Source organism: Streptomyces sp. XM83C, from assembly GCF_023072675.1.
GTDB classification, from domain to species: domain Bacteria; phylum Actinomycetota; class Actinomycetes; order Streptomycetales; family Streptomycetaceae; genus Streptomyces; species Streptomyces thermocoprophilus.
This window is the reverse complement of record NZ_JALLGL010000095.1, coordinates 1-20735: the sequence shown is the minus strand read 5'-3', so window position 1 is coordinate 20735 and position 20735 is coordinate 1. Positions and strand designations below refer to the sequence as shown.

General features: G+C 71.0%; 17 protein-coding genes and 2 pseudogenes. 4 read left to right on the top strand and 15 right to left on the bottom strand.

Going from position 1 to position 20735, the window contains the following annotated elements:
- Positions 1-280 precede the first annotated feature (280 nt).
- Positions 281-1750 (top strand): cytosine permease, encoded by a 1470-nt coding sequence (locus tag MTQ10_RS13435; protein WP_247466717.1) that lies wholly within the window; start codon positions 281-283, stop codon positions 1748-1750.
- 308 nt (positions 1751-2058) lie between these two features.
- Here the strand turns inward: MTQ10_RS13435 and MTQ10_RS13430 are convergent, their stop codons facing one another.
- The 4 genes from MTQ10_RS13430 to MTQ10_RS13415 form a co-directional block, all read right to left on the bottom strand.
- Positions 2059-3477: a sugar porter family MFS transporter gene (locus tag MTQ10_RS13430; RefSeq protein WP_247466715.1), complete on the bottom strand. Its 1419-nt coding sequence runs from the start codon at positions 3475-3477 to the stop codon at positions 2059-2061.
- A gap of 241 nt (positions 3478-3718) precedes the next feature.
- Entirely contained in the window at positions 3719-7279 is a 3561-nt protein-coding gene (gene smc / locus MTQ10_RS13425) for a chromosome segregation protein SMC (RefSeq protein WP_247466712.1), read from the bottom strand.
- Positions 7280-7505: 226 nt separating this feature from the next.
- Positions 7506-7709, bottom strand: coding sequence for a hypothetical protein (locus MTQ10_RS13420; protein ID WP_247466709.1), 204 nt, complete (start codon positions 7707-7709; stop codon positions 7506-7508).
- A gap of 383 nt (positions 7710-8092) precedes the next feature.
- Entirely contained in the window at positions 8093-8374 is a 282-nt protein-coding gene (locus MTQ10_RS13415; protein WP_247466707.1) for an acylphosphatase, read from the bottom strand.
- 211 nt (positions 8375-8585) lie between these two features.
- On the opposite strand from MTQ10_RS13415, the gene MTQ10_RS13410 reads away from it, so the two are divergent.
- Complete coding sequence (locus tag MTQ10_RS13410) at positions 8586-9755, top strand: CAP domain-containing protein (RefSeq protein ID WP_247466704.1); 1170 nt, start codon at positions 8586-8588, stop codon at positions 9753-9755.
- A gap of 106 nt (positions 9756-9861) precedes the next feature.
- Here the strand turns inward: MTQ10_RS13410 and MTQ10_RS13405 are convergent, their stop codons facing one another.
- Entirely contained in the window at positions 9862-10740 is an 879-nt protein-coding gene (locus MTQ10_RS13405; RefSeq protein ID WP_247466701.1) for a LysR family transcriptional regulator, read from the bottom strand.
- A gap of 186 nt (positions 10741-10926) precedes the next feature.
- On the opposite strand from MTQ10_RS13405, the pseudogene MTQ10_RS13400 reads away from it, so the two are divergent.
- Positions 10927-11801 (top strand): annotated as a pseudogene (locus tag MTQ10_RS13400) (oxidoreductase).
- A 94-nt stretch (positions 11802-11895) separates the two neighbouring features.
- On the opposite strand, the gene MTQ10_RS13395 reads toward MTQ10_RS13400, so the two are convergent.
- Complete coding sequence (locus MTQ10_RS13395) at positions 11896-12489, bottom strand: flavodoxin family protein (RefSeq protein WP_247466699.1); 594 nt, start codon at positions 12487-12489, stop codon at positions 11896-11898.
- Positions 12490-12626: 137 nt separating this feature from the next.
- On the opposite strand from MTQ10_RS13395, the gene MTQ10_RS13390 reads away from it, so the two are divergent.
- Positions 12627-13028, top strand: coding sequence for a winged helix-turn-helix transcriptional regulator (locus tag MTQ10_RS13390; protein WP_247466696.1), 402 nt, complete (start codon positions 12627-12629; stop codon positions 13026-13028).
- Here MTQ10_RS13390 and mutM read toward each other — a convergent pair.
- The 9 genes and pseudogenes from mutM to MTQ10_RS13345 form a co-directional block, all read right to left on the bottom strand.
- Positions 13001-13861 (bottom strand): bifunctional DNA-formamidopyrimidine glycosylase/DNA-(apurinic or apyrimidinic site) lyase, encoded by an 861-nt coding sequence (gene mutM, locus MTQ10_RS13385; protein WP_247466695.1) that lies wholly within the window; start codon positions 13859-13861, stop codon positions 13001-13003. The genes MTQ10_RS13390 and mutM overlap by 28 nt on opposite strands.
- An 85-nt stretch (positions 13862-13946) precedes the next feature.
- Positions 13947-14747 (bottom strand): ribonuclease III, encoded by an 801-nt coding sequence (rnc, locus tag MTQ10_RS13380; RefSeq protein ID WP_247466720.1) that lies wholly within the window; start codon positions 14745-14747, stop codon positions 13947-13949.
- A gap of 19 nt (positions 14748-14766) precedes the next feature.
- Positions 14767-14940 carry a 50S ribosomal protein L32 gene (rpmF, locus tag MTQ10_RS13375; protein WP_003951102.1) on the bottom strand — a complete coding sequence of 58 codons (174 nt, stop codon included), beginning with the start codon at positions 14938-14940 and terminating at the stop codon, positions 14767-14769.
- 2 nt (positions 14941-14942) lie between these two features.
- Positions 14943-15590 carry a YceD family protein gene (locus tag MTQ10_RS13370; RefSeq protein ID WP_247466692.1) on the bottom strand — a complete coding sequence of 216 codons (648 nt, stop codon included), beginning with the start codon at positions 15588-15590 and terminating at the stop codon, positions 14943-14945.
- A 249-nt stretch (positions 15591-15839) separates the two neighbouring features.
- Complete coding sequence (locus tag MTQ10_RS13365; protein ID WP_247466689.1) at positions 15840-16910, bottom strand: ATP synthase F0 subunit B; 1071 nt, start codon at positions 16908-16910, stop codon at positions 15840-15842.
- Between the two features lie 72 nt (positions 16911-16982).
- The gene (gene coaD / locus MTQ10_RS13360) at positions 16983-17492 is read right to left on the bottom strand and encodes a pantetheine-phosphate adenylyltransferase (protein WP_247466686.1); all 510 of its coding nucleotides are present in this window, start codon (positions 17490-17492) and stop codon (positions 16983-16985) included.
- Positions 17489-18073 (bottom strand): 16S rRNA (guanine(966)-N(2))-methyltransferase RsmD, encoded by a 585-nt coding sequence (rsmD, locus tag MTQ10_RS13355; RefSeq protein WP_247466682.1) that lies wholly within the window; start codon positions 18071-18073, stop codon positions 17489-17491. Before rsmD ends, coaD begins: the two co-directional genes overlap by 4 nt.
- A 45-nt stretch (positions 18074-18118) precedes the next feature.
- Entirely contained in the window at positions 18119-20335 is a 2217-nt protein-coding gene (gene recG / locus MTQ10_RS13350) for an ATP-dependent DNA helicase RecG (RefSeq protein WP_247466679.1), read from the bottom strand.
- A gap of 121 nt (positions 20336-20456) precedes the next feature.
- Positions 20457-20735 (bottom strand): annotated as a pseudogene (locus MTQ10_RS13345) (hypothetical protein); the annotation flags it as partial.

The window sequence follows — 20735 nt, the reverse complement described above, 5'->3', positions numbered from 1 at the left end:
AGATTGGTATAAGAGACAGCAGCTGCTTGGAGCGCCGGCTGCCGACGATGAGCCCGCCGAGCGCGCCGAGGACCACCACGGCGATGACTACAGCAAGGATGACGGTTTCCATAACGCGTCCAGTATCAGCCATGGGGTCCGCCGGACCCCGCTTGTGACTTCCTCCGACGGACAGACGCCGCCGGAGGGATCAAGTCGGGTCAAGGTACTATGGCAGGAGTTCATCAACGCGCGTAGAGTCCCGTCGTCCATCATTCCCCACCGCTAGGCACGTTCTTTCATGAGCAAGACCGCCGAGACCGAAGGCGCTCTCGAAACCCGCGGCATCGAACAGGTACCGGACCACGAACGCACGGCGAGAACCCGCGAGCTGTTCCCCACCTGGGTGGGTGCGAACATCAGCGTGCTGCTGCTGACCATGGGCGCGAGCCTGGTCGTCGCGTACCACCTGAACATCTGGCAGGCGCTGCTCGTCGCGATCGTCGCGCCGGTCGTGTCGTACGGCCTGGTCGGGCTGATCGGCATCGCCGGCAAGCGCGGCGGCGCGCCCGGCATGGCGCTGTCGCGGGCCGTGTTCGGCCAGCGCGGCAATCTGCTGCCCGGTTCGCTGATCTGGGTCGCGCGCTGGGGCTGGGAGACGATCAACGCCGTGACCGGCGCCTACGCGATGCTCACCATCCTGGACATCGTCTTCGGCATCGGCGCGAACAGCGTCCTGGACATGGTGATGCTGCTGGCGTTCGTGGTCGCGACCTTCGCGATCTCCGGGCTCGGCATCACGGCGGTGCAGAAGTGCAACAAGTACGCGACGTACCTCTTCGGCGCCTTCTCGGTGCTGGTGCTCGGCTATCTCGCCGTGCACACCGACTGGTCGAAGGTGCTGGACCACTCCGCGGGCTCCACCGCCGCCGTGATCACCGGCATCGGCATGATCGCGGCGGGCGGCGTCAGCTGGATCCCGTCGGCCCCTGACTTCACCCGCTATCTGCCGCGTACGGCGTCGTCACGGGCGATCGTCGGTACGGCGGTGGGCGGCGCCGGTGTCGTCGTCCTGCCGATGGTGCTGATGGGCGCGGTGATGGCGGTCGCCACTCCGGACCTGGCCTCGGCCGCCGACCCGGTCTCCTTCCTCGGCGAGATCCTGCCGACCTGGATCGCGGTGCCGTATCTGCTGATCGCGCTGATCGGCATGCTGTTGATCAACGCCATGTCGATGTACTCGGCGGGCTTCACCGCGCAGACGCTGGGCTTCAAGGTGCCGCGGCACTGGGCGGTGTCGGTGAACGCCGTGATCTCCCTGGTGTTCGGCGGGGTGCTGATGCTGGTGGCGACGAGCTTCATGGGCTCGTTCATCGCCTTCCTGTCGCTGCTGGCGGTGGCGTTCTCCGCGTGGGTCGGCGTGTTCGGCGCGGACATGCTGCGGCGCACGGAGTACGACGGCGCGGCGATGGCCGACACCTCGCGCACCAGCGCGTACTGGTACCGGGGCGGGTTCTCCCCCGCCTCGGTGGCCGCGTGGGCGGTGGGTCTGGTCGCCGGGCTGCTGTTCACCAGGTCGGACTGGTTCACCGGGCCGCTCGCGGCGAACAACGTGATCGGCGAGTACGGCCTCGGCTGGGTGGCGACGATCGTGATCTCCGGCCTGCTGTATCTGGTGCTGCCGAAGCCGGCGGTGCGGTCGCTGGCCGGGGAGAAGGGTGCGGGTGCCGTGTCCGACGACACCCCGGAACGGGTGACTGCGGGCGCCTGACCTCGCCACCGTCACCGGACTGGACGGGCCGCCCGGCATCGGCCGGGCGGCCCGTTCGGCGTTCGGGGGGTGCGGGTCGGTGCGGGGCGGTAGCGCTCCGATCAGGGCGTATCGACTGAGATGAAAGGGCACCGGGGACACCCCGGACGCGGCACAGATGTCTGTGGAGCGAACCGTGCACCCCCGCACATCGCCCGACGCACACCGCCCCGCGCCGGAAGAACCGGTGCGGGGCGGTGTGTCGGGTGTCGAGGAGCGGACCAGCGGGGACTTGGGCCCGTTCCCCGAGTCTGCGGGGAGGGTGGGGCTCAGCCCATCTCCTTCAGCGTCTTGCCCTTCGTCTCCTTGACGAACTTCAGGACGAACGGCACGGAGAGCGCGGCGAACACCGTGTAGATCACATACGTGATGGACAGGTTCCAGTCGGCCAGCGACGGGAAGCTCGCGGTGATGGCCCAGTTGGCGATCCACTGCGCGGCGGCGGCCACGCCGAGCGCGGCGGCGCGGATCCGGTTGGGGAACATCTCGCCGAGCATGACCCAGACGACCACACCCCAGGACAGGGCGAAGAAGAGGACGAAGATGTGGGCCGCGATCAGCGCGGTCCAGCCCTGCGCGGCGGGCAGCTTGCCGTCGACGAGGTCGTAGGAGAAGGCCCAGGCCTCCAGGGCGAGGCCGACGACCATGCCGAGGGAGCCGATGATGGCGAGGGGGCGGCGGCCGACCCGGTCCACGAAGATCATCGCGATGACGGTGCCGACGATGTTGATGATCGACGTGGTGAAGGAGTAGAAGAACGAGTCCGTCGGGTCGACGCCGACCGACTGCCACAGCGTCGACGAGTAGTAGAACGCGACGTTGATGCCGACGAACTGCTGGAAGACCGACAGTCCGATGCCGACCCAGACGATCGGCTTGAAGAAGAAGCTTCCGCCGAGCAGGTCCTTGAAGGTGGAGCGGTGCTCGCTCTTCATGGCGTGCTCGATCTCGGCGACGCGGGCGTCGAGGTCGATGCCCTTGCCCTCGACCTCCTCGAGGATCTCGCGAGCGCGGTCGCGCTTGCCGACCGAGAGCAGGAAGCGGGGCGACTCGGGGATGGCGAAGGAGAGCAGGCCGTACAGGACGGCGGGGATCACCATGACGCCGAGCATGACCTGCCAGGCCTCCAGGCCCATCAGCTCACCGCGCTGGTCGCCGTCGGCGGCGTTGAGCAGGCCCCAGTTGACCAGCTGGGAGACGGCGATGCCGACGACGATCGCGGCCTGCTGGAAGGAGCCGAGCCGACCGCGGTAGGCGGGCGGGGCGACCTCGGCGATGTAGGCGGGGCCGATCACGGAGGCCATGCCGATGGCGAAGCCGCCGACGATGCGCCAGAAGGCGAGGTCCCACAGCGCGAAGGGCAGGGCCGAGCCGACGGCGCTGACGGTGAACAGGACGGCGGCTATCTGCATACAGCGGATACGGCCGATGCGGTCGGCGATGCGTCCGGCGGTGGCGGCGCCGATGGCGCAGCCGATCAGCGCGATCGCGATGACTTGGGCGAGGGCCGCGGACCCGATGTCGTAGCGGTCCCGGACGGCTTCGACTGCGCCGTTGATCACGGAGCTGTCGTAGCCGAAGAGGAATCCGCCCATCGCGGCTGCCGCCGCGATGAAGATGACATGCCCGAGATGATCGGGATGCGCCTTTGAGGCTGCTGGCTGGGGTGCCTGCGCAGTGCTGGTCACGTGTACTCCTCGGGCCACCGGCAGCGCTGCCGGGTGGGGATCTGCCCTTCCAGGTCCGGTGGGCATACGAGAGCACCCCGCTCAGCACCTGAAGACTAAAGCAACGTTGCAGACCCTATGTCTTCAAGTTCCGAAGTCAAGAGGCCTAGATGAAATCGTTTGAACCCACGCGTCGCGACAGTTGCATTCAAGAGTTGAAGTAGTGAATCGGTGCAGGTGAGATGGGTGTAGACAGCATGGATCAGCGAAGGCGCTGAGAGATGACCTTCGACACACCGTCGCCCTGCATGGACACGCCGTAGAGCGCGTCGGCGACCTCCATCGTCCGCTTCTGGTGCGTGATCACGATGAGCTGCGAGGTCTCCTGCAGCTCCTGCATGATGCGGATCAGCCGCTGGAGGTTGGTGTCGTCCAGCGCCGCCTCGACCTCGTCCATGACATAGAACGGGCTCGGACGGGCCTTGAAGATCGACACCAGCAGCGCCACGGCCGTCAGCGACCGCTCCCCGCCGGAGAGCAGGCTGAGCCGCTTGACCTTCTTGCCCGGAGGCCGGGCCTCGACGTCCACACCCGTGGTCAGCATGTTGTCGGGGTCGGTCAGCACCAGGCGGCCCTCGCCGCCCGGGAAGAGCCGACTGAAGACGCCCTCGAACTCACGGGCGGTGTCCCGGTAAGCCTCGGTGAACACCTGCTCGACGCGCTCGTCGACCTCCTTGACGACCTGGAGCAGGTCGGCGCGGGTCTTCTTCAGGTCCTCCAGTTGCTCGCTGAGGAACTTGTGCCGCTCCTCCAGCGCCGCGAACTCCTCCAGCGCCAGCGGGTTGACCTTGCCGAGCTGCTGATACGCCCGCTCGGCCGCCTTGAGCCGTTTCTCCTGCTCGGCGCGGACGAAGGGGCGCGGCCGGTTCCGCGGGTGCTCCGGGTCCTCCGGCAGCTCCTCGCCCTCGGCGGGGGGCGAGGGCGGCACGGGCAGGTGCGGCCCGTACTCCGACACCAGCCCCTCAGGCTCCACACCGAGTTCCTCCAGCGCCTTGGTCTCCAGCTGCTCGATGCGCAGCCTCTTCTCGGCGCCGAGTACCTCGCCTCGGTGAACTGAATCCGTCAACTTGTCGAGTTCCGCTTTCAGTTCGCGGCCCTCGGCGCGGGCGGCGGCCAGCTCCCGCTCTCGCTGTGCCTTGGCGGCCTCCGCGGCGGCGCGTTCCCGCTCGGCGCGGGCGAGGGAGACCTCGACGTGGGCCAGCAACTGGCGGGCGCCGGACGCCACCGCCTCGGCGACGGCCGCCTCGTGGCGCAGGCGTGCGCGCCGCTGCTCGGCACGCGCGCGTGCCTCGCGTTCCGCGCGGGCGGCACGGTCGAGGGAGTCGGCACGTCCCGCGAGCCCCTTGACGCGTTCCTCGTGGGTACGGACCTGGAGGCGGGCCTCCATCTCGGTCTGCCGGGCGTTGGCGCCGTCGGCGGCGAGCCGGTCCCGTACGGAGGTGTCGGGTTCCTCCTCGACCGGCATCTCCTCGGCGACCGCGAGCCGCTCGGCGAGTTCCTCGACCTCCTCCAGGGCCTTCTCCAGTGCCTCCTGGGCGCGTGCGGCGGCGGCCGTGGACCGCTCGGCCTCACCGGCGGCGCCGCGGGCCTGCCCGGCGAGCCGGCCGAGCTGCTGGGCCACGGCGGACTTCTCCCGGTCGGCGGCGCGGCGACGCTCGGCCAGCTCCTCGACGAGGGCGGCGGCCTCGCGGCGTCGTTCGGTGGCGGCCTGCTGTTCGTCGGCCAGCTCCCGGCAGCGGACGTCCAGCTTCTCCAGCTCGGCGGCGGCCTCGTCGACGGAGGCCTGGACCTCCAGGAGGCTGGGCGCGCCGGCGGAGCCGCCGTGGGCGAAGTGGGTGCCGAGGAGGTCGCCGTCGGCGGTGACGGCGGTGAGGCGGGGGTGGGCGTAGACGAGGGCCTCGGCGTCGTCCAGGGTGCCGACGACGACGATGTCCCGCAGAAGGCGGCGGACGGCGGGCGCCAGCTCGTCGGGGGCCTTGACGAGGCGCGCGGCGGGGACGGCCCCGTCGGGCAGCCCCCGGGGCTCGTCGTCCGGGGCGGGGCCCGCGCCCGCGACGACCAAGGATGCCCGGCCGGCGTCCTGTTTGCGCAGTAGGCGCAGGGCGTCCGCCGCGGCGGAGGGGTTCTCCACGGCGACGGCGTCCGCGGCCACGCCGAACGCGGCGGCGAGCGGCACCTCGTGGCCGGGGGTCACGGTCAGCAGTTCGGCCGCCGGGCCGAGGACGCCCTTGAGGCGGTCTCGGGCCTCCAGCAGCATCCCGGTGCCGTCCTTGCGGCGCAGGCCCAGGGCAAGCGCCTCGTGCCGGGCGCGGGTGGCGGCGCGGGTGCGTTCGGCGGTGGTGGCCGCCTCGCGGGCCGCGGTCAGGGCGGCCTCGGCCTCCGCGAGCCGGTGCTTGGCCTCCTCGTGCCGTTCGGCGAGTTCCGCGTCGTCGGCGTCGAGGCCGTCAACCTCGGCCTTGAGGGCTTCGTACTCCTCCTGCGCGGCGACCGCACGCTGCTGTGCCTCGTCGCGGGCGGCGGCCAGGCGGTCGATCTCGGCCTGCGCGGCGGCGGCACGGGAGCGGGCGGCGCCGACCTGGCCGCGGAGCCGGGCGAGGCCCTCGCGGCGGTCGGCGATGGCGCGGGCTGCGTCCTTCAGGCGGCGTTCCTCGGCGGCCAGCTCGCGTTCCAGTTCGGCGCGGTGGGCGACGGTGTCGTCGAGGGCGCGCTGCGCGGCCTCCAGGGCCGCCTCCAGTTCGGCCTCCTGCTCGCGGATGCGGGCGGCCTCGCGCTCCAGGTCCTCGGGCTCGCGGCCGCGCCGCTCCTCCAGGGGGGCCTGGGTGGCGCTCTTCACGCGGGCGTCGGCGAGGGAGATCGTGCCGCGGACGCGTTCGGCGAGCTGGGACAGCTCGTACCAGGTCTGCTGGGCGCGCTGGAGGCGCGGGCTGAGCTGCCGTACCTCGTCCTCCAGGAGGGCCTCGCGCTGGAGCGCCTTCTTCAGGTCCTGCTCGGCGGCTTCCTTGCGGGCCTTCAGCGCGGCCTCGTCGGCGATCTCGGCGTCGAGGGCCTCACGGAGCCGTACGAGATCGTCGGCGAGGAGGCGGAGGCGGGCGTCGCGCAGGTCGGCCTGGATGACGGCGGCGCGGCGGGCGACGGCGGCCTGCCGGCCGAGGGGTTTGAGCTGGCGGCGCAGCTCGTCGGTGAGGTCCTGCACGCGCGCGAGGTTGGCCTGCATCGCGTCCAGTTTGCGCAGGGCCTTCTCTTTGCGTTTGCGGTGTTTGAGGACGCCGGCGGCCTCCTCGATGAAGGCGCGGCGGCCCATGGGGTCCGCGTGCAGGACGGAGTCGAGCTGGCCCTGGCCGACGATGACGTGCATCTCGCGGCCGATGCCGGAGTCGGAGAGCAGTTCCTGGATGTCGAGGAGGCGGCAGGTGTCGCCGTTGATCTGGTACTCGCTGCCGCCGTTGCGGAACATGGTCCGCGTGATGGTGACCTCGGAGTACTCGATGGGGAGGGCGCCGTCGGAGTTGTCGATGGTCAGGGACACCTCGGCGCGGCCGAGCGGGGGGCGGCCGGTGGTGCCGGCGAAGATGACGTCCTCCATCTTGCCGCCGCGCAGCGACTTGGCGCCCTGCTCGCCCATGACCCAGCTGAGGGCGTCCACGACGTTCGACTTGCCGGAGCCGTTGGGGCCGACGACGCAGGTGATGCCCGGTTCGAACCGCAGCGTGGTCGCCGACGCGAACGACTTGAACCCGCGGAGGGTCAGGGCCTTGAGGTGCACGCCGTCGGACTCTACCTTCCGAGGTTGTCTCGCTCCATGAACGCGCGGTTTCGCCGGTGAACGCGCAGGGCAGACCAGACGTTAAGAGACTGAAAGGGTGCGCGGGGGAAAGAACGCGGGGGCAAGAAAGAAGGGACGCCGAAGCGTCCCTTGCAACTCTGACAACTGAGCGGTTGTACGGGCAGCCCAACCACTGCGGTGCTGTCGTGGAGCGGTGATGCAGTGATCAGGTGAGCGCAGGCTCCGCCTGGTTCGCGTCGATGCTCTCCATGATCCTGTCGTGAGAAGCGGCAGCCTGCAGGGCGTCGTTCTCCGCCTGGATCCGTACGAGTTCGGATTCCAGGTCCTGGACGCGCTGCTGGAGCCGTCGCATCTCGGCGAGGAGTCGAGGGTCGGAGCCGCCGACGTAACCGAGAAGCGCCTTTGCCATGATGGATGGTCCTCCACACTGAGTGACCGACCGAAGCGGTGGTGGGTCGTGAGGGATTCGCACCCGCGGTTGCTTGGCAGGCCTGGAGTTGTGCTGCCGTTCAGCCATGCCAAACAGCTAGGTGCGCGGGGTGCTTTCAGCGTCTCACCAAAAAGTTTGACGGTCAACACGATCACGCCCCGCATTGACGGGCGGCCCGGCGCGGACGGCCTGAAATCGGCGGCGTCCCGGCGTCCTCGGGGCCCAGGGGGCGTGGCGATCATCCTTGCGTGCGGCGTCCCGCGATGCAAGCGGTTCGCGGCAACGACCTGCTTCTTTCTCGCGGCGCGCGGTGCCGGACGCACGCCCCCGTACGGCCCTGAGGGGCGCCGGGGGCGGCCGGGTCAGCGGATGGCGAAGCCGTCGTAGCCGCCGCGGGGTGTGTCCCAGATCTCGGTGACACCGTCCACGCGTCCGGGCGTGTCGTCGCCCCGCAGCCAGTCGAGGAGGCTCTGGCAGCCCTCGCGGGGGCCCTCGGCGACGACCTGCACCCGTCCGTCGCCCAAATTGAGAGCAAAACCACTCAGGCCGCCGATCTCCAATGCCTTTGCCCTGGTGAACCAGCGGAAACCCACACCTTGGACGCGTCCGCGCACCCAGGCGACCAGCCGTACATCGTCGCTCATGCCTGCAACCTAACGGGCCAATGTCACTCGGGACACTCCCTCCCCCGGCGCCATGCGGTACCGTCCCGACGCAATGCATCTCATATGAAACTCACTCGATCGGGTGAGTCTGATCGGCGCCGGGCCGGGGGGACGTGCTCGGACCGCTCAGCCGACATCTCAGATCCGGGCCCGGCCCGGGTCGACCGCAAGGGACGAGGAAGGCCAGGACATGGGACGCCACCGACGCTCTGACGCCGGCCGCGCCGCCACGGGCCGCGCCACGGGGGCCATGCACGACGACGGTTCCTGGACGGACAGCCACATCCCGGGGGGGTCCGATCCGTACGACGCCGGGGACGCCCCGCTGGGCATCGCGCCCTATCTGAACCCGGAGGCGTACGCCGACGCGTATGCGAAGAGCCAGGAGTACCTGTTCGCCACGGACGGGGACCGGGCCGGGGCGGGCGCCTACGGGGCGCCTGCCGACGAGACCGCGGTGCTGCCCTCCGACGGGTTCGCGCCCGGCGGCGGTGAGCGGCGGGCGAGCGGCCACCGGCGCCGCAAGAAGAAGACGGTGACGCCGGTGCGCACCGGCCTGCTCGGGGTGTCCGCGGCCGTCGCGATCGGCACGGTCGCCGTCGCCTCCGGTGTGGTGCCGGGCCTGGACAACTACCGCCTCGGCAGCGGCAGCGGCCCCGGAGACAACGTCCAGGCCGCCGACGGCCCGACGAACTCGGCGAGCGAGCAGGGCGGCGTCGCCGGCACGGCCGAGGAGGACCGCACGGGCGTGCCGGGCTCCGCCGACCGCGGCGGCGAGCGCTCCTCGTCGCCCTCGGCGCCCGGGACCCCGTCCCCCTCGGCCTCCACGGCCTCCCCCACGCCGACGAAGACGCCGAGCGAGAAGCCGACGACGGCCACGCCGAGCGAGAAGCCGGCTGAGGCGTCGACGCCGAAGCCGAAGCCCACGCCGTCCGAGTCGAAGGAGAGGCAGCGCACCTCGGCCCCGGTCACGGTGTCCGCGGAGGCCGCCGCCGAGGCGGAGGTGCTGCGCCTGGTCAACGAGGAGCGGGCGAAGGTCGGTTGCAGCCCGGTCGCCGCGAACAGCGCGCTGACCCAGCTGGCCCGCGCGTTCAGCGAGGACATGGCCCAGCGGAACTTCTTCGACCACACCGACCCCGACGGCCGCACCCCGTGGGACCGCGCGGCCAAGGCCGGCATCAGCGACCTCGGCGGCGAGAACATAGCCCGCGGCCAGGCGGACGCGGCGGCGGTGATGGAGGCCTGGATGAACAGCCCCGGCCACCGCGCCAACATCCTCAACTGCGACTTCAAGACCCTCGGCGTCGGCGCCCACTTCGGCGCGGGCGGACCTTGGTGGACGCAGGACTTCGGGTACTGAGCCTTTCCACGAGCCGCCGTCGGTGATGCCCCCGGGGGGCGTGACCGACGGCGTCGGTCGTTGCGGGCGGCGCGCGGCGCGGCAGGCCGCCGGCCGCGGCGGGCGGTCAGAGTGACGAAGCGTCCCCCAGTTGTTCCCCGAGTTCCCTCGCGGTTTCGGCGAGTCCGGTCAGTGCCGGGGATGCGATGCCCGCGGGCCAGGCGAGGAGGGTGGTTGCGGGCGGGGCATCGGTGACGGGGACCGCGACGTGGTCCGGCCACTGCCAGGCTCGGCTGGAGGCCGGGACGACCAGCAGTGTCCGTCCGAGGGCCACGAGCTGCGCGAGCTGCGACTGGCTGCGCACCTCGGGCCCGGGGCCCGGCGGGTAGGTGAAGTCGTGGCGGGGCCAGCGGGCGATCGGCAGGTCGGGGACGTCGCTCACCTCGGCCGTGGTGAGGCTGGGGCGCTCGGCGAGCGGATGTGAGGCCGGGAGGATCGCGACCTGGCCCTCGGTGAGGATCTCCACGCTCTCCAGTCCGGTCATCAGGTCGAACGGCGCATGCATGAGCGCGACGTCGGCACGGCCGTCGAGCAGCAACTGGCGCTGCTCACCGATCTCGCACAGGAGTACGTCGATCTCGACGGCTCCCGGGCGTGCGGCGTAGGTGTCGAGCAGCCGTTTCAGCAGTTCGTGGGAGGCGCCCGCCTTCGTGGTGAGCGCCAGGGCGGGCTCCGTCAGCGCGGCGCGGCGCGTACGGCGTACTGCGGCGTCGACGGCGTCGAGCGCGCGCCGGGCCTCCTCCAAAAGCGTCCTTCCCGCGGCGGTGAGCGCGACGCCTCGGCGGTCCCGGTCGAACAGCCGGGCCCCGAGGCGGCGTTCGAGCTGCTGTATGGCACGGGACAGCGGCGGCTGGGCCATGCGCAGCCGCTCGGCGGCGCGGCCGAAGTGCAGTTCCTCGGCAACCGCCACGAAGTACCGCAGCTCGCGGGTCTCCAGGCCGTCCACGGGCCGGACCGTACCTGCTGAAACCGCTGAGGTATCAGCAGGGATCCAACGGGTCTTGGACTGTGTCATGTGCGTTCACCAACCATGTCTGCAGACGTTCCGCGCACGCGGCGGCGGACGGTGACAGCGAAGGGGTGCTGGAGCCGTCTGCCGGCTTCGCGCCACCGACTGAAATGAGGGAAGGACTTGAGCACGACGTCTTCTTCGCTGCCCGGCGGCACCTGGAAGCTGGGCGACCGGACCGTGACGCGGGTCGGCTACGGCGCCATGCAGATCGCCGGGCCGGGCGTGTGGGGTCCCCCGGCCGACCGTGACGGGGCCCTCGCCGTCCTGCGGGAGACCCGCGAACTGGGGATCACGCACATCGACACCGCGGATGTGTACGGCCCTCGCGTGGTGAACGACCTCATCCGCGAGGCCCTGCATCCATACCCCGAGTCGCTGCTCGTGGCGACAAAGGTCGGCGCGGTCCGCGACGAGCAGGGCGGCTGGCCGCCGGCTCGCGAACCCGGACAGCTGCGCCGGCAGGTGGAGGACAACCTCGCCGGTCTCGGTGTCGACCGGTTGGACCTGGTCTACCTGCGCCTCGGCGATGCCACCGGGCCGCGGCCGGGCCCGGTCACCGAGGCGTTCGGAACGCTCGTCGAGTTGCAGCGGCAGGGCGTGATCAGGCACCTGGGCGTCAGCAACGCGACGGCCGAGCAAGTGGCGGAGGCTCAGTCGATCGCGCCGATCGTCGCCGTGCAGAACATGTACAACCTCGCGATCCGCACGGACGACGAGCTGATCGACCGGCTCGCCGCCGAGAACATCGCGTACGTACCGTTCTTCCCGCTCGGCGGGTTCACTCCGCTCCAGTCCGAGGCGTTGTCGACGGTGGCGCTGCGGCTGGACGCCACGCCGTTCGGCGTCGCGCTGGCGTGGCTGCTGCGGCGCCGAACATCCTGGTGATCCCGGGGACCAAGTCGGTGGAGCACCTGCGGGAGAACGTGGCCGGTGCGGGCCTGTCTCTCGGCGAGGAGGACCTCGCCGAGCTGGAGGAGATCGGCCGCCGAGGGTGAAGCACTCCGGGAGGGTGAGGGTGACGGGGCCTCCGCCTGCGGCGTGACCGTGGAAAACGGCCCCGCCGGCCGGAGGACTGCCCCCCGCCCCCCGTCAGGCCGCCCGCGCCGCGCGGCCGGTGGTGAAGGTGCGGGCCGTTTCCGTCACGCGGCGGCCGAGGTGTTCCGCCGTGGCGATGTCGGACTTGTGGACCCCGTCGGGGCCCTCGTCGACGTTGGTCTGGGCGGCGGCGCCGGTGAAGACGCCGAGGCGGTTGAGGTCGTTCTCGGAGGCCGTGGCGCTGTTCCAGCCGGGGCGCAGGCCGAGGCTGACCCAGTGCATGCCGTGCTGCGCGGCGAGGATCTGGAAGAACTGAAGGGTGTGCAGCTTGTCGCCGCTCTTGGAGCCGGAGTTGGTGAAGCCGGCGGCGAGCTTGTCGTTCCAGTCCTGGCCGAACCAGCGCTTGGAGGTGGCCTCGGCGAAGACATGGAAGGCGCCGGAGGCGGTGCCCATGTAGGTGGGCGAGCCGAAGACGATCGCGTCGGCGCGGTCCAGCAGCTCCCACTGCTCGTCGGTGATCTCGTCCACCTTGATCAGGTGCACCTCGGCGCCGGCGCCGGCGGCGCCGTCGCGGACGGCTTCGGCGAGGACGGCGGTGTGGCCGTGGCCGGAGTGGTAGGCGATGGCGATGACAGGGGTCGTGGTCACGGAAGTGCTCCTGAGGAGAGGACGGTAGGGGCAGGGATGAGCAGTAGGCGCTGCTCACCGGCACTGCGAAGAGGAAAGCACTAACTCCTAGTTAGTGCAACCTGTTGGTTAGCGCTCCCCTGCCGTACGCTTTGGGCATGACCACCACGCAGGAGCGCGCCCCGGAGCGGGAGCTGCCGTACAACGTGTTCGCGAAGTGCTGCCCGTCACGCGGCACGCTGGAGCACGTCACGGGCCGGTGGGGTGCGCTGACGCTCGGCGCGCTGTACGAGGGATCGCTGCGCTTCAACGAGCTGCGCCGTCGCGTCGACGGTGTCAGCGAGAAGATGCTGTCCCAGACCCTGCACGCACTGGAGCGCGACGGGCTGGTGCACCGCGAGGCCCAGCCGACCAATCCGCCCCGCGTGGACTACGACCTCACGCCGCTCGGCCGTCAGGTCGCCGAGCGGCTGCTGGCCCTCATCCGTTTCGTCGAGGGCAACATGGACGACGTTCTCGCCGCCCGGGAGCGCTACGACGCGACGCGCGGCGCCCGCTGACAGCGCAGGCAGAAGTAGCTGGAGCGGTTCATCCACGGCCTGCGGCGCATCGGCGTGCCGCAGCGGCGGCACGGCAGGCCCTCACGGCCGTAGGCGTCCAGTGAGCGGTCGAACCAGCCCGACTCGCCGTTGACGTTGACGTACAGGCTGTCGAAGCTGGTGCCGCCGGCGGACAGGGCCGCGTTCATCACGTCCCGGACGTGCCCGAGCAGCGCGAGGGTGCGGGGGCGGGTGAAGCCGGACGTGGGGCGGTCGTAGTGGATGCGGGCCCGCCACAGCGCCTCGTCCGCGTAGATGTTGCCGACCCCGCTGATCAGCGACTGGTCGAGCAGCGCCCGCTTGATGGTGGTCCGCTTGCGGCGCAACGCCCGATGGAAGGCGTCCTCGTCGAACAGCGGGTCGAGGGGGTCGCGGGCGATGTGCGCGATGACGTCGGGCAGCCCGTCCGGTGCGGTGTCGTGCAGGGAGAGACCGCCGAAGGTGCGCTGGTCGACGAAGCGAAGCTCGGTGCCCAGGTCGTCGGCGAAGCGGACACGGATACGCAGATGCTTCTCGTCGGGTGCCTCCGCCAGCTGCATCAGCAGCTGGCCGCTCATCCCGAGGTGCGCGAGGATCGCCTGCCCGCTGTCCTCCAGCGGCAGCCACAGATACTTGCCGCGCCGGCTGGGCGTGCCGACGCGATGCCCGGCCAGCCGCCGCGCGAAGTCCTCCGCGCCGGCCACATGGCGGCGCACGGCACGCGGGTGCAGCACCTCGGCGTCGGAGACGGTGCGGTGGGCGACCCACCGCTCGAGACCCCGGCGTACGACCTCGACCTCGGGCAACTCGGGCATGCGCTCCCCCACGGCGGGATGATCCACGAGCCGAGCGCCCGTCCCGCGGTCGGGACGGGCGCTCGGCCGGTGCTGTCTGTCGCTGTCAGGCGGAGGCGGGGGCCTCGTCGGCACCCTCGGCGGACTGCGCCTTCTCGGCGGCCTCGGCCGCCGCCTTGGCGCGTTCGTCCGCGGCGGCGCGGATCGCCCGCCAGGCCGACTCAGCGGCCTGCTGCTCCGCCTCCTTCTTGCTGCGGCCGGTGCCGGTGCCGTACGAGACGCCCCCGACGCGGGCGGCAGCAGTGAAGGTCTTCTCGTGATCGGGGCCGGTCTCCGTGACCAGGTACTCGGGGACGCCGAGCCCTTCGGTCGCGGTCAGCTCCTGGAGGGAAGTCTTCCAGTCCAGGCCGGCACCGAGGTTGGAGGACTTCTCGATCAGCGGGTCGAACAGGCGGTGCACCAGCTCCGCCGCCGAGTCCAGGCCCTGGTCGAGGTAGACCGCGCCGATCACCGCTTCGAGGGTGTCGGCGAGGATGGACGCCTTGTCCCGGCCGCCCGTGCCCTCTTCACCCCGGCCCAGCCGGATGAAGGAGCCCAGGTCGAGGCCGCGACCGACCTCCGCAAGCGCACGCGAGTTGACCACCGCGGCCCGCAGCTTGGCCAGCTGGCCTTCGGGCAGGTCGGGGTGGGTGCGGTACAGCGTGTCCGTGACGACGAGACCGAGGACGGAGTCACCGAGGAACTCCAGCCGCTCGTTCGTCGGCAGACCGCCGTTCTCGTACGCGTACGAGCGGTGGGTCAGTGCGCGCACCAGAAGGGCGGACTCGACCTTGTAGCCGAGCCGCCCTTCCAGAAGCGTGTGGGACGAGGCCTGGTTGTCCGCAAAGTTTTTCTTCGGCGTGGACACAGTGCCTCTCACCAGCCGCTCAGACCTCGAGGACCTGGCGCTTGTTGTAGGTGCCGCACGACGGGCACGCGATGTGCTGCTGCTTGGGCTCGTGGCAGCGCTCGCACGCGACCAGGGTGGGGACCGCAGCCTTCCACTGCGACCGGCGGTGGCGCGTGTTGCTGCGCGACATCTTCCGCTTCGGAACAGCCACGGCTACTTCTCCTGCTTCTCGTCGACGCCCGCTTCGGCGCCGCTCATCTCGTCCTTATCGCCGGGTTCGAGTGAATCGGCGAGTCCCTGCAATGCCGCCCAACGGATGTCGACGGCGTCATGGTGGTGGTCCGGGTCGTCCGCCAGCCGCACCCCGCACTCGGGGCACAGACCAGGGCAGTCTTCCTGGCACACCGGCTGCATCGGCAGTGCGAGCACCACCGCATCACGCAGCAGAGGTTCGAGGTCGAACAGTCCGTCCTCGAGGAAGAGCCTGTCCTCGTCGTCCTCGGCGTCGTCGCCCGGTTCCGCGTGCTGGACACGGCCCCGGTCGTCGGCGTCAGGGTACGAGAACATCTCCTGGAAGTCCGCTTCGACGTCGAGCTGAAGCGGCTCCAGACACCTTACGCACTCCCCCTCGGCCTGTGCACGGGCGGTGCCTGTGACAAGCACCCCTTCCATGACCGACTCGAGACGGAGTTCGAGTTCCACCGAGGCGCCTTCCGGCACTCCGATGACTCCCTGGATACCGAGGTCCCGGGGAGCGGGGACCGTGCGGGTCAGGCGCTGGAGCGCGCCTGGCCGCCGGCCCAGCTCGTGCGTGTCGAACACGAGAGGGTTGCGGTGGTCGAGGCGGGCGTTCAGAGCCATTCCTGCTTTCGGTCTTTCCGAGCTCAAGGGGACGCCGCCCGTCGGTGTCACCCGGGCAGCGCTGATCGCGGACGTACGCGCGACCGAAGAGCCAGGATACTGGACCTTTCGCTCACGGCCCAATCCGGCCCTGTGCGGGCCCTGCGGTCACGGCCCCGGCCACCGGCCACTGCCCTGGCGCCGGCTGCGGCGTCGGCTGCGGCCGGGCCTCTGCCGCGGCCCATGCCCCGGCAGCGCCCCCGGCATCGGCTACAGCCCGCGGCCCTGCTCGTAGGCCCGCAACTGCTCCGCGCTGATCATGCTGGTGTCGAACAGGCTGGTCTCGTCCAGGGCGTAGCCCTGCGCGCCGCCCTGCTGCTGCGGCGTCTGCTGGGGGTCGTACGAGGGCTGGGGCGGGATGTCGTAGCCCTGCTGCTGGTACGTGCCGTCGCCGTAGCCGGAGGCGGCGTAGGGGTCGGCCTGCTGGTAGCCGTAGGGGTCCTGCTGGGCGTACGCCTGCTGGTAGCCCGCGTAGGGGTCCGGCTGCTGCTGGGGTGCCTGCTGGGGCTGGGGCGGGTAGTCGTACGACGGCTGCTGCGCGGTCCCGCGCGGGGCGTCCTGCTCCGCGAGGGCCGCGAGGTCGGCGAGGTAGTCGGCGTCGCTGGAGTGCTGGACGGTGGTGGGATCGTCGGCGAGGGCGCCGAGGTCGTCGGTGGCGATCCGGCCGTGCAGCTTCTGCCGGCCCTTGCCGACGGCCTCCAGGGTCTTGGTGAGCACGGCCTCGAACGCGCCCAGCTTGGCGTCGACATAGGCGTCGGCGTCGCGGCGCAGGGTCTCCGGGTCGTGGCTGCGCTCGGGCGCGTCCTCGTCCTCGTAGCCCTGCTCGTCGAGGCCGGGGCCGGTGCCGAGGAGCTTCTCGCGTCCGCGGCCGACGGAGCCGATGGTCTTGGTGAGGACGACCTCGAAGTTGGCGAGCTTGGAGTCGACGTAGTCGTCGGCCTCGGCGCGGATCTCCTCGGCCTCCTTGCGGGCCTCGGCGAGGATGCGGTCGGCCTCGGCCTGGGAGCGGCGGGCGATCTCGGTGTCGGAGATCAGCGAGCCGCGCTCGGCGTGCGCCTGCTCGATGATCCGCTCGGCCTCGCGGCGGGCCTCCTCGACCATCTGCTCACGGCCGCCGATCAGCTCCTGGGCCTGGGCGAGGGAGCCGGGCAGGGCCTGGCGGACCTCCTCCAGCATGGCGAGCAGCTCGGCGCGGTTGACCACGCACGAGGCCGACATGGGCATGGACCGGGCACTCGAGACCGTGGCCACGATCTCGTCGAGCTTCTTCTGCACGTCCACCGTGTGCTCGCCACTCTCTGCCGTGTGTTGGAGACGGACGGGACGACTGTAGCCCCTCGGGCTGTGGCCCGGTCAGGCTTGGCGAAGACGCTTCCGCAGGGCTTCCAGGACGACGGGCGGCACCAGGTGGGAGACGTCGCCGCCCCACTGGGCCACCTCCTTGACCAGGGAGGAGGAGAGGAAGCTGTAGGTGGGGTTGGTCGGCACGAACAGCGTCTCGACGCCGGTGAGGCCGTTGTTCATCTGGGCCATCTGCAACTCGTAGTCGAAGTCGCTGACGGCGCGCAGGCCCTTGACGATGGCGGGGATGTCGCGCTGCTTGCAGAAGTCGACGAGAAGGCCGTGGAAGGCCTCGACGCGGACGTTGGCGTACTCGGAGGTGACCTGGCGGATCAGTTCGATCCGCTCGTCGATCTCGAACAGGCCCTTCTTGGCCTTGTTGATCATCACCGCGACGTAGACCTCGTCGTACAGGCGCGTGGCGCGGGCAATGATGTCGAGGTGTCCGTTGGTGATCGGGTCGAACGACCCGGGACAGACGGCGCGGCGCACTTGAGATCCCTCGCTCTCCGGTCCGGTCATCGTGCGTCTTCGCACGTAGAGGCGGCGCGACCGTACCAAAACGTTCCCTCGCCGTAGCGACGGGCCCGGATGGCCTCGAAGCCGTCCGGCCAGCGGAACTCCCCGCCTCTGGTGCTGCGCTCCACGGTGACGAGCGCTTGCTCAGTGAGCCAGCCCTCAGAGCGGAGTGTGAGGAGAATCTCCCGAAGATCGTCGTCGGACACGGCGTACGGCGGGTCGAGAAAGACCAGGTCGTACGGCTCCTGGGGGGGCGTCCTGATGATCTGCTCGGCTTTGCCGGCCCTGACCTCGGCGCCGGGCAGGCCGAGGTTTCTGACGTTGTCGCGGACGACGCGGGCGGCGCGGGCGTCGGCCTCCACGAGCAGGGTGTGGCCGGCGCCGCGGGAGAGGGCCTCCAGGCCGACGGCGCCGGAGCCGGCGTACAGGTCGAGGACCCTCTCGCCGTCCAGGGGGCCGCCGAGGAGCGACTGCCAGGTGGAGAAGAGACCCTCGCGTGCGCGGTCGGAGGTGGGGCGGGTGCCGGTGCCGGGCGGTACGGCGAGTCGACGTCCGCCGGCGGTGCCGGCGATCACGCGGGTCATCTCGGGTCCTTGTCGGTGGGTGGTGCTCCGGGGTCTTCCAGTCTGTCAGCCCTTCTCCAGGTACTGTTCCCGCTCCTCGTCCAACAGGGCGTCCAGCGCGGTCCGCAGGCCGGGCAGCCCGGTCAGCTCGGGGTCGGCGCGGACCAGGGCCATGGCCTCCTCGCGGGCCTCGGCGATGATCTCCTCGTCGTCGATGACGGCGAGGACGCGCAGGCTGGAACGGGCGCCGGACTGCGCCTGGCCGAGGACGTCGCCCTCGCGGCGCTGTTCCAGGTCGATCCGGGAGAGTTCGAAGCCGTCGAGCGTGGCGGCGACCGCGTTGAGCCGCTGCCGGGCGGGGCTCGCCTCGGGCATCTCGGTGACGAGGAGGCACAGTCCGGGGGCGGAGCCTCGGCCGACACGGCCGCGCAGCTGGTGCAGCTGGGAGACGCCGAACCGGTCCGCGTCCATGATCACCATGACGGTGGCGTTGGGGACGTTGACGCCGACCTCGATGACGGTGGTGGCGACGAGGACGTCCACCTCGCCGGCGGCGAAGCGGCGCATCACGGCGTCCTTGTCGTCGGGCTGCATCCTGCCGTGCAGCACCTCGACGGTGAGGCCCTTCAGGGGGCCGCCGCGCAGTTGCTCGGCGACGTCGAGGACGGCGAGCGGCGGGCGTTTCTCCGCCTCGTCCTCGGGGGACTTCTTGCGGCCGGTCTTCTTGTCGTCCTCCTCGTCGCCGATGCGCGGGCAGACCACGTACGCCTGGTGGCCCTTGGCGGCCTCCTCGCGGACGCGTTCCCAGGCGCGGGCGAGGAAGTGGGGTTTGTCGGCGGCGGGGACGACATGGCTGGCGATGGGCGAGCGGCCGGCGGGGAGCTGGTCGAGGACGGAGGTCTCCAGGTCGCCGAAGACGGTCATGGCGACGGTGCGCGGGATGGGCGTGGCCGTCATGACGAGGAGGTGCGGGGGCTGTTTGCCCTTGCCGCGCAGGGCGTCGCGCTGTTCGACGCCGAAGCGGTGCTGTTCGTCGACGACGACCAGGCCGAGGTCGTGGAACTGCACCTTGTCCTCGATGAGGGCGTGCGTGCCGATGACGATGCCGGCTTCGCCGGTGGCGAGGTCGAGCAGGGCCCGACGGCGGGCGGCGGTGCCCATGGAGCCGGTGAGCAGGACGACCTTGGTGGCGTGTTCGGCGCCGCCGAGCATGCCGCCCTGCGCGAGGTCGCCCATCATCTCGGTGATGGAGCGGTGGTGCTGCTGGGCGAGGACCTCGGTGGGGGCGAGCATCGCGGCCTGCCCGCCGGCGTCGACGACGGCGAGCATGGCGCGCAGCGCGACGAGGGTCTTGCCGGAGCCGACCTCTCCCTGGAGGAGCCGGTGCATGGGGTGTTCACCGGCGAGGTCGTCGAAGATCTCCTTGCAGACCCGCTGCTGCCCGTCGGTGAGGGTGAACGGCAGCCGGTCGTCGAAGGCGGTGAGGATGCCGTCGGGTTGGGGGCGGCGGGGCACGGCGGGCAGTTGCGCGTCGGCGTACCGGCGGCGGGCCAGGGCGACCTGGAGGACGAACGCCTCGTCCCATTTCAGGCGGGCCCGGGCGTCCGCGATGTCGGCCTTGGTGTGCGGACGGTGGATCTTGAGGAGGGCCTCGGGGAGGGTGACCAGGCCGCGGCCGGAGCGCAGGGATTCGGGCAGCGGGTCGACGGCGTCCTGTGCGGCGGGCAGGACGGTCTGCACGGCCTTGCCGATCTTCCAGGACTCCAGCTTGGCGGTGGCGGGGTAGATGGGGATGAGCGCACCGGCCCAGTTCTCCACCGTCTCCTCGCTGTCGCCGCGCAGCAACTCGTAGGCGGGGTGGGCGAGCTGGAGGCGCCGGTTGAAGACGGAGACCTTGCCGGCGAACATCGCGCGGGTGCCCGGCAGGAGTTCCTTGTGCGGTTTGTGCACGCCGTTGCCGAAGAAGACCAGCTGGAGCCGGCCGCTGCCGTCGGTGATCGTCACCTCTAGGCGCTGCCCCTTGCCGCGCGGCGCGCGGGAGGAGGCGAAGGTGTGCAGGCGGGCGTCGGCGACCTGGGCGACCACGGTGACGTGCTCGTCCATGGGCAGGTCGGCCAGGTGGGTGAGCTGGCCGCGCTCCTCGTATCTGCGCGGATAGTGGTGGAGGAGGTCGCCGACGGTGTGCAGGCCGAGGTGCTCGGCCATCACCTTCGCGGTGGCGGGGCCGAGCACTGACTTCAGGGGCTGGCTCAGTGGTTCATCCAGTGCGGGCACGTCACCCATTGCACACCACGGCACTGACATTGATGCTGATGCTCACGTTCCGGCGGTCGTGGCTCGGGCACTGACTGACGCCCTGCTGGGCTGTCCTCAAGTGGTTCTGTCCGGCCGCCGGGGCCTGTTCTCATGGCTCCGGCCGGGCGGAACATGACCAAAGCCGCCGACGTGCACACCCCGGCACGCACACGGCCGCCGCCCCCGCGGCGCCGGCCGCGGGTACAGGTTGTGGAAAAACGCTGGTCAGCCCGGTCGGCCCGGCCGTGTCGACCATCTGGGTGAACAGCTCCTCCGCGTCGCTCCGGCGGCCGGTGCGCAGGTACGCCTCGATCAGCCACGACGTGCAGATGTGGAAGCCGCCCTCCCGGCCGGGCAGGCCGTCGTCCCAGTGGTACCGGTAGACGAC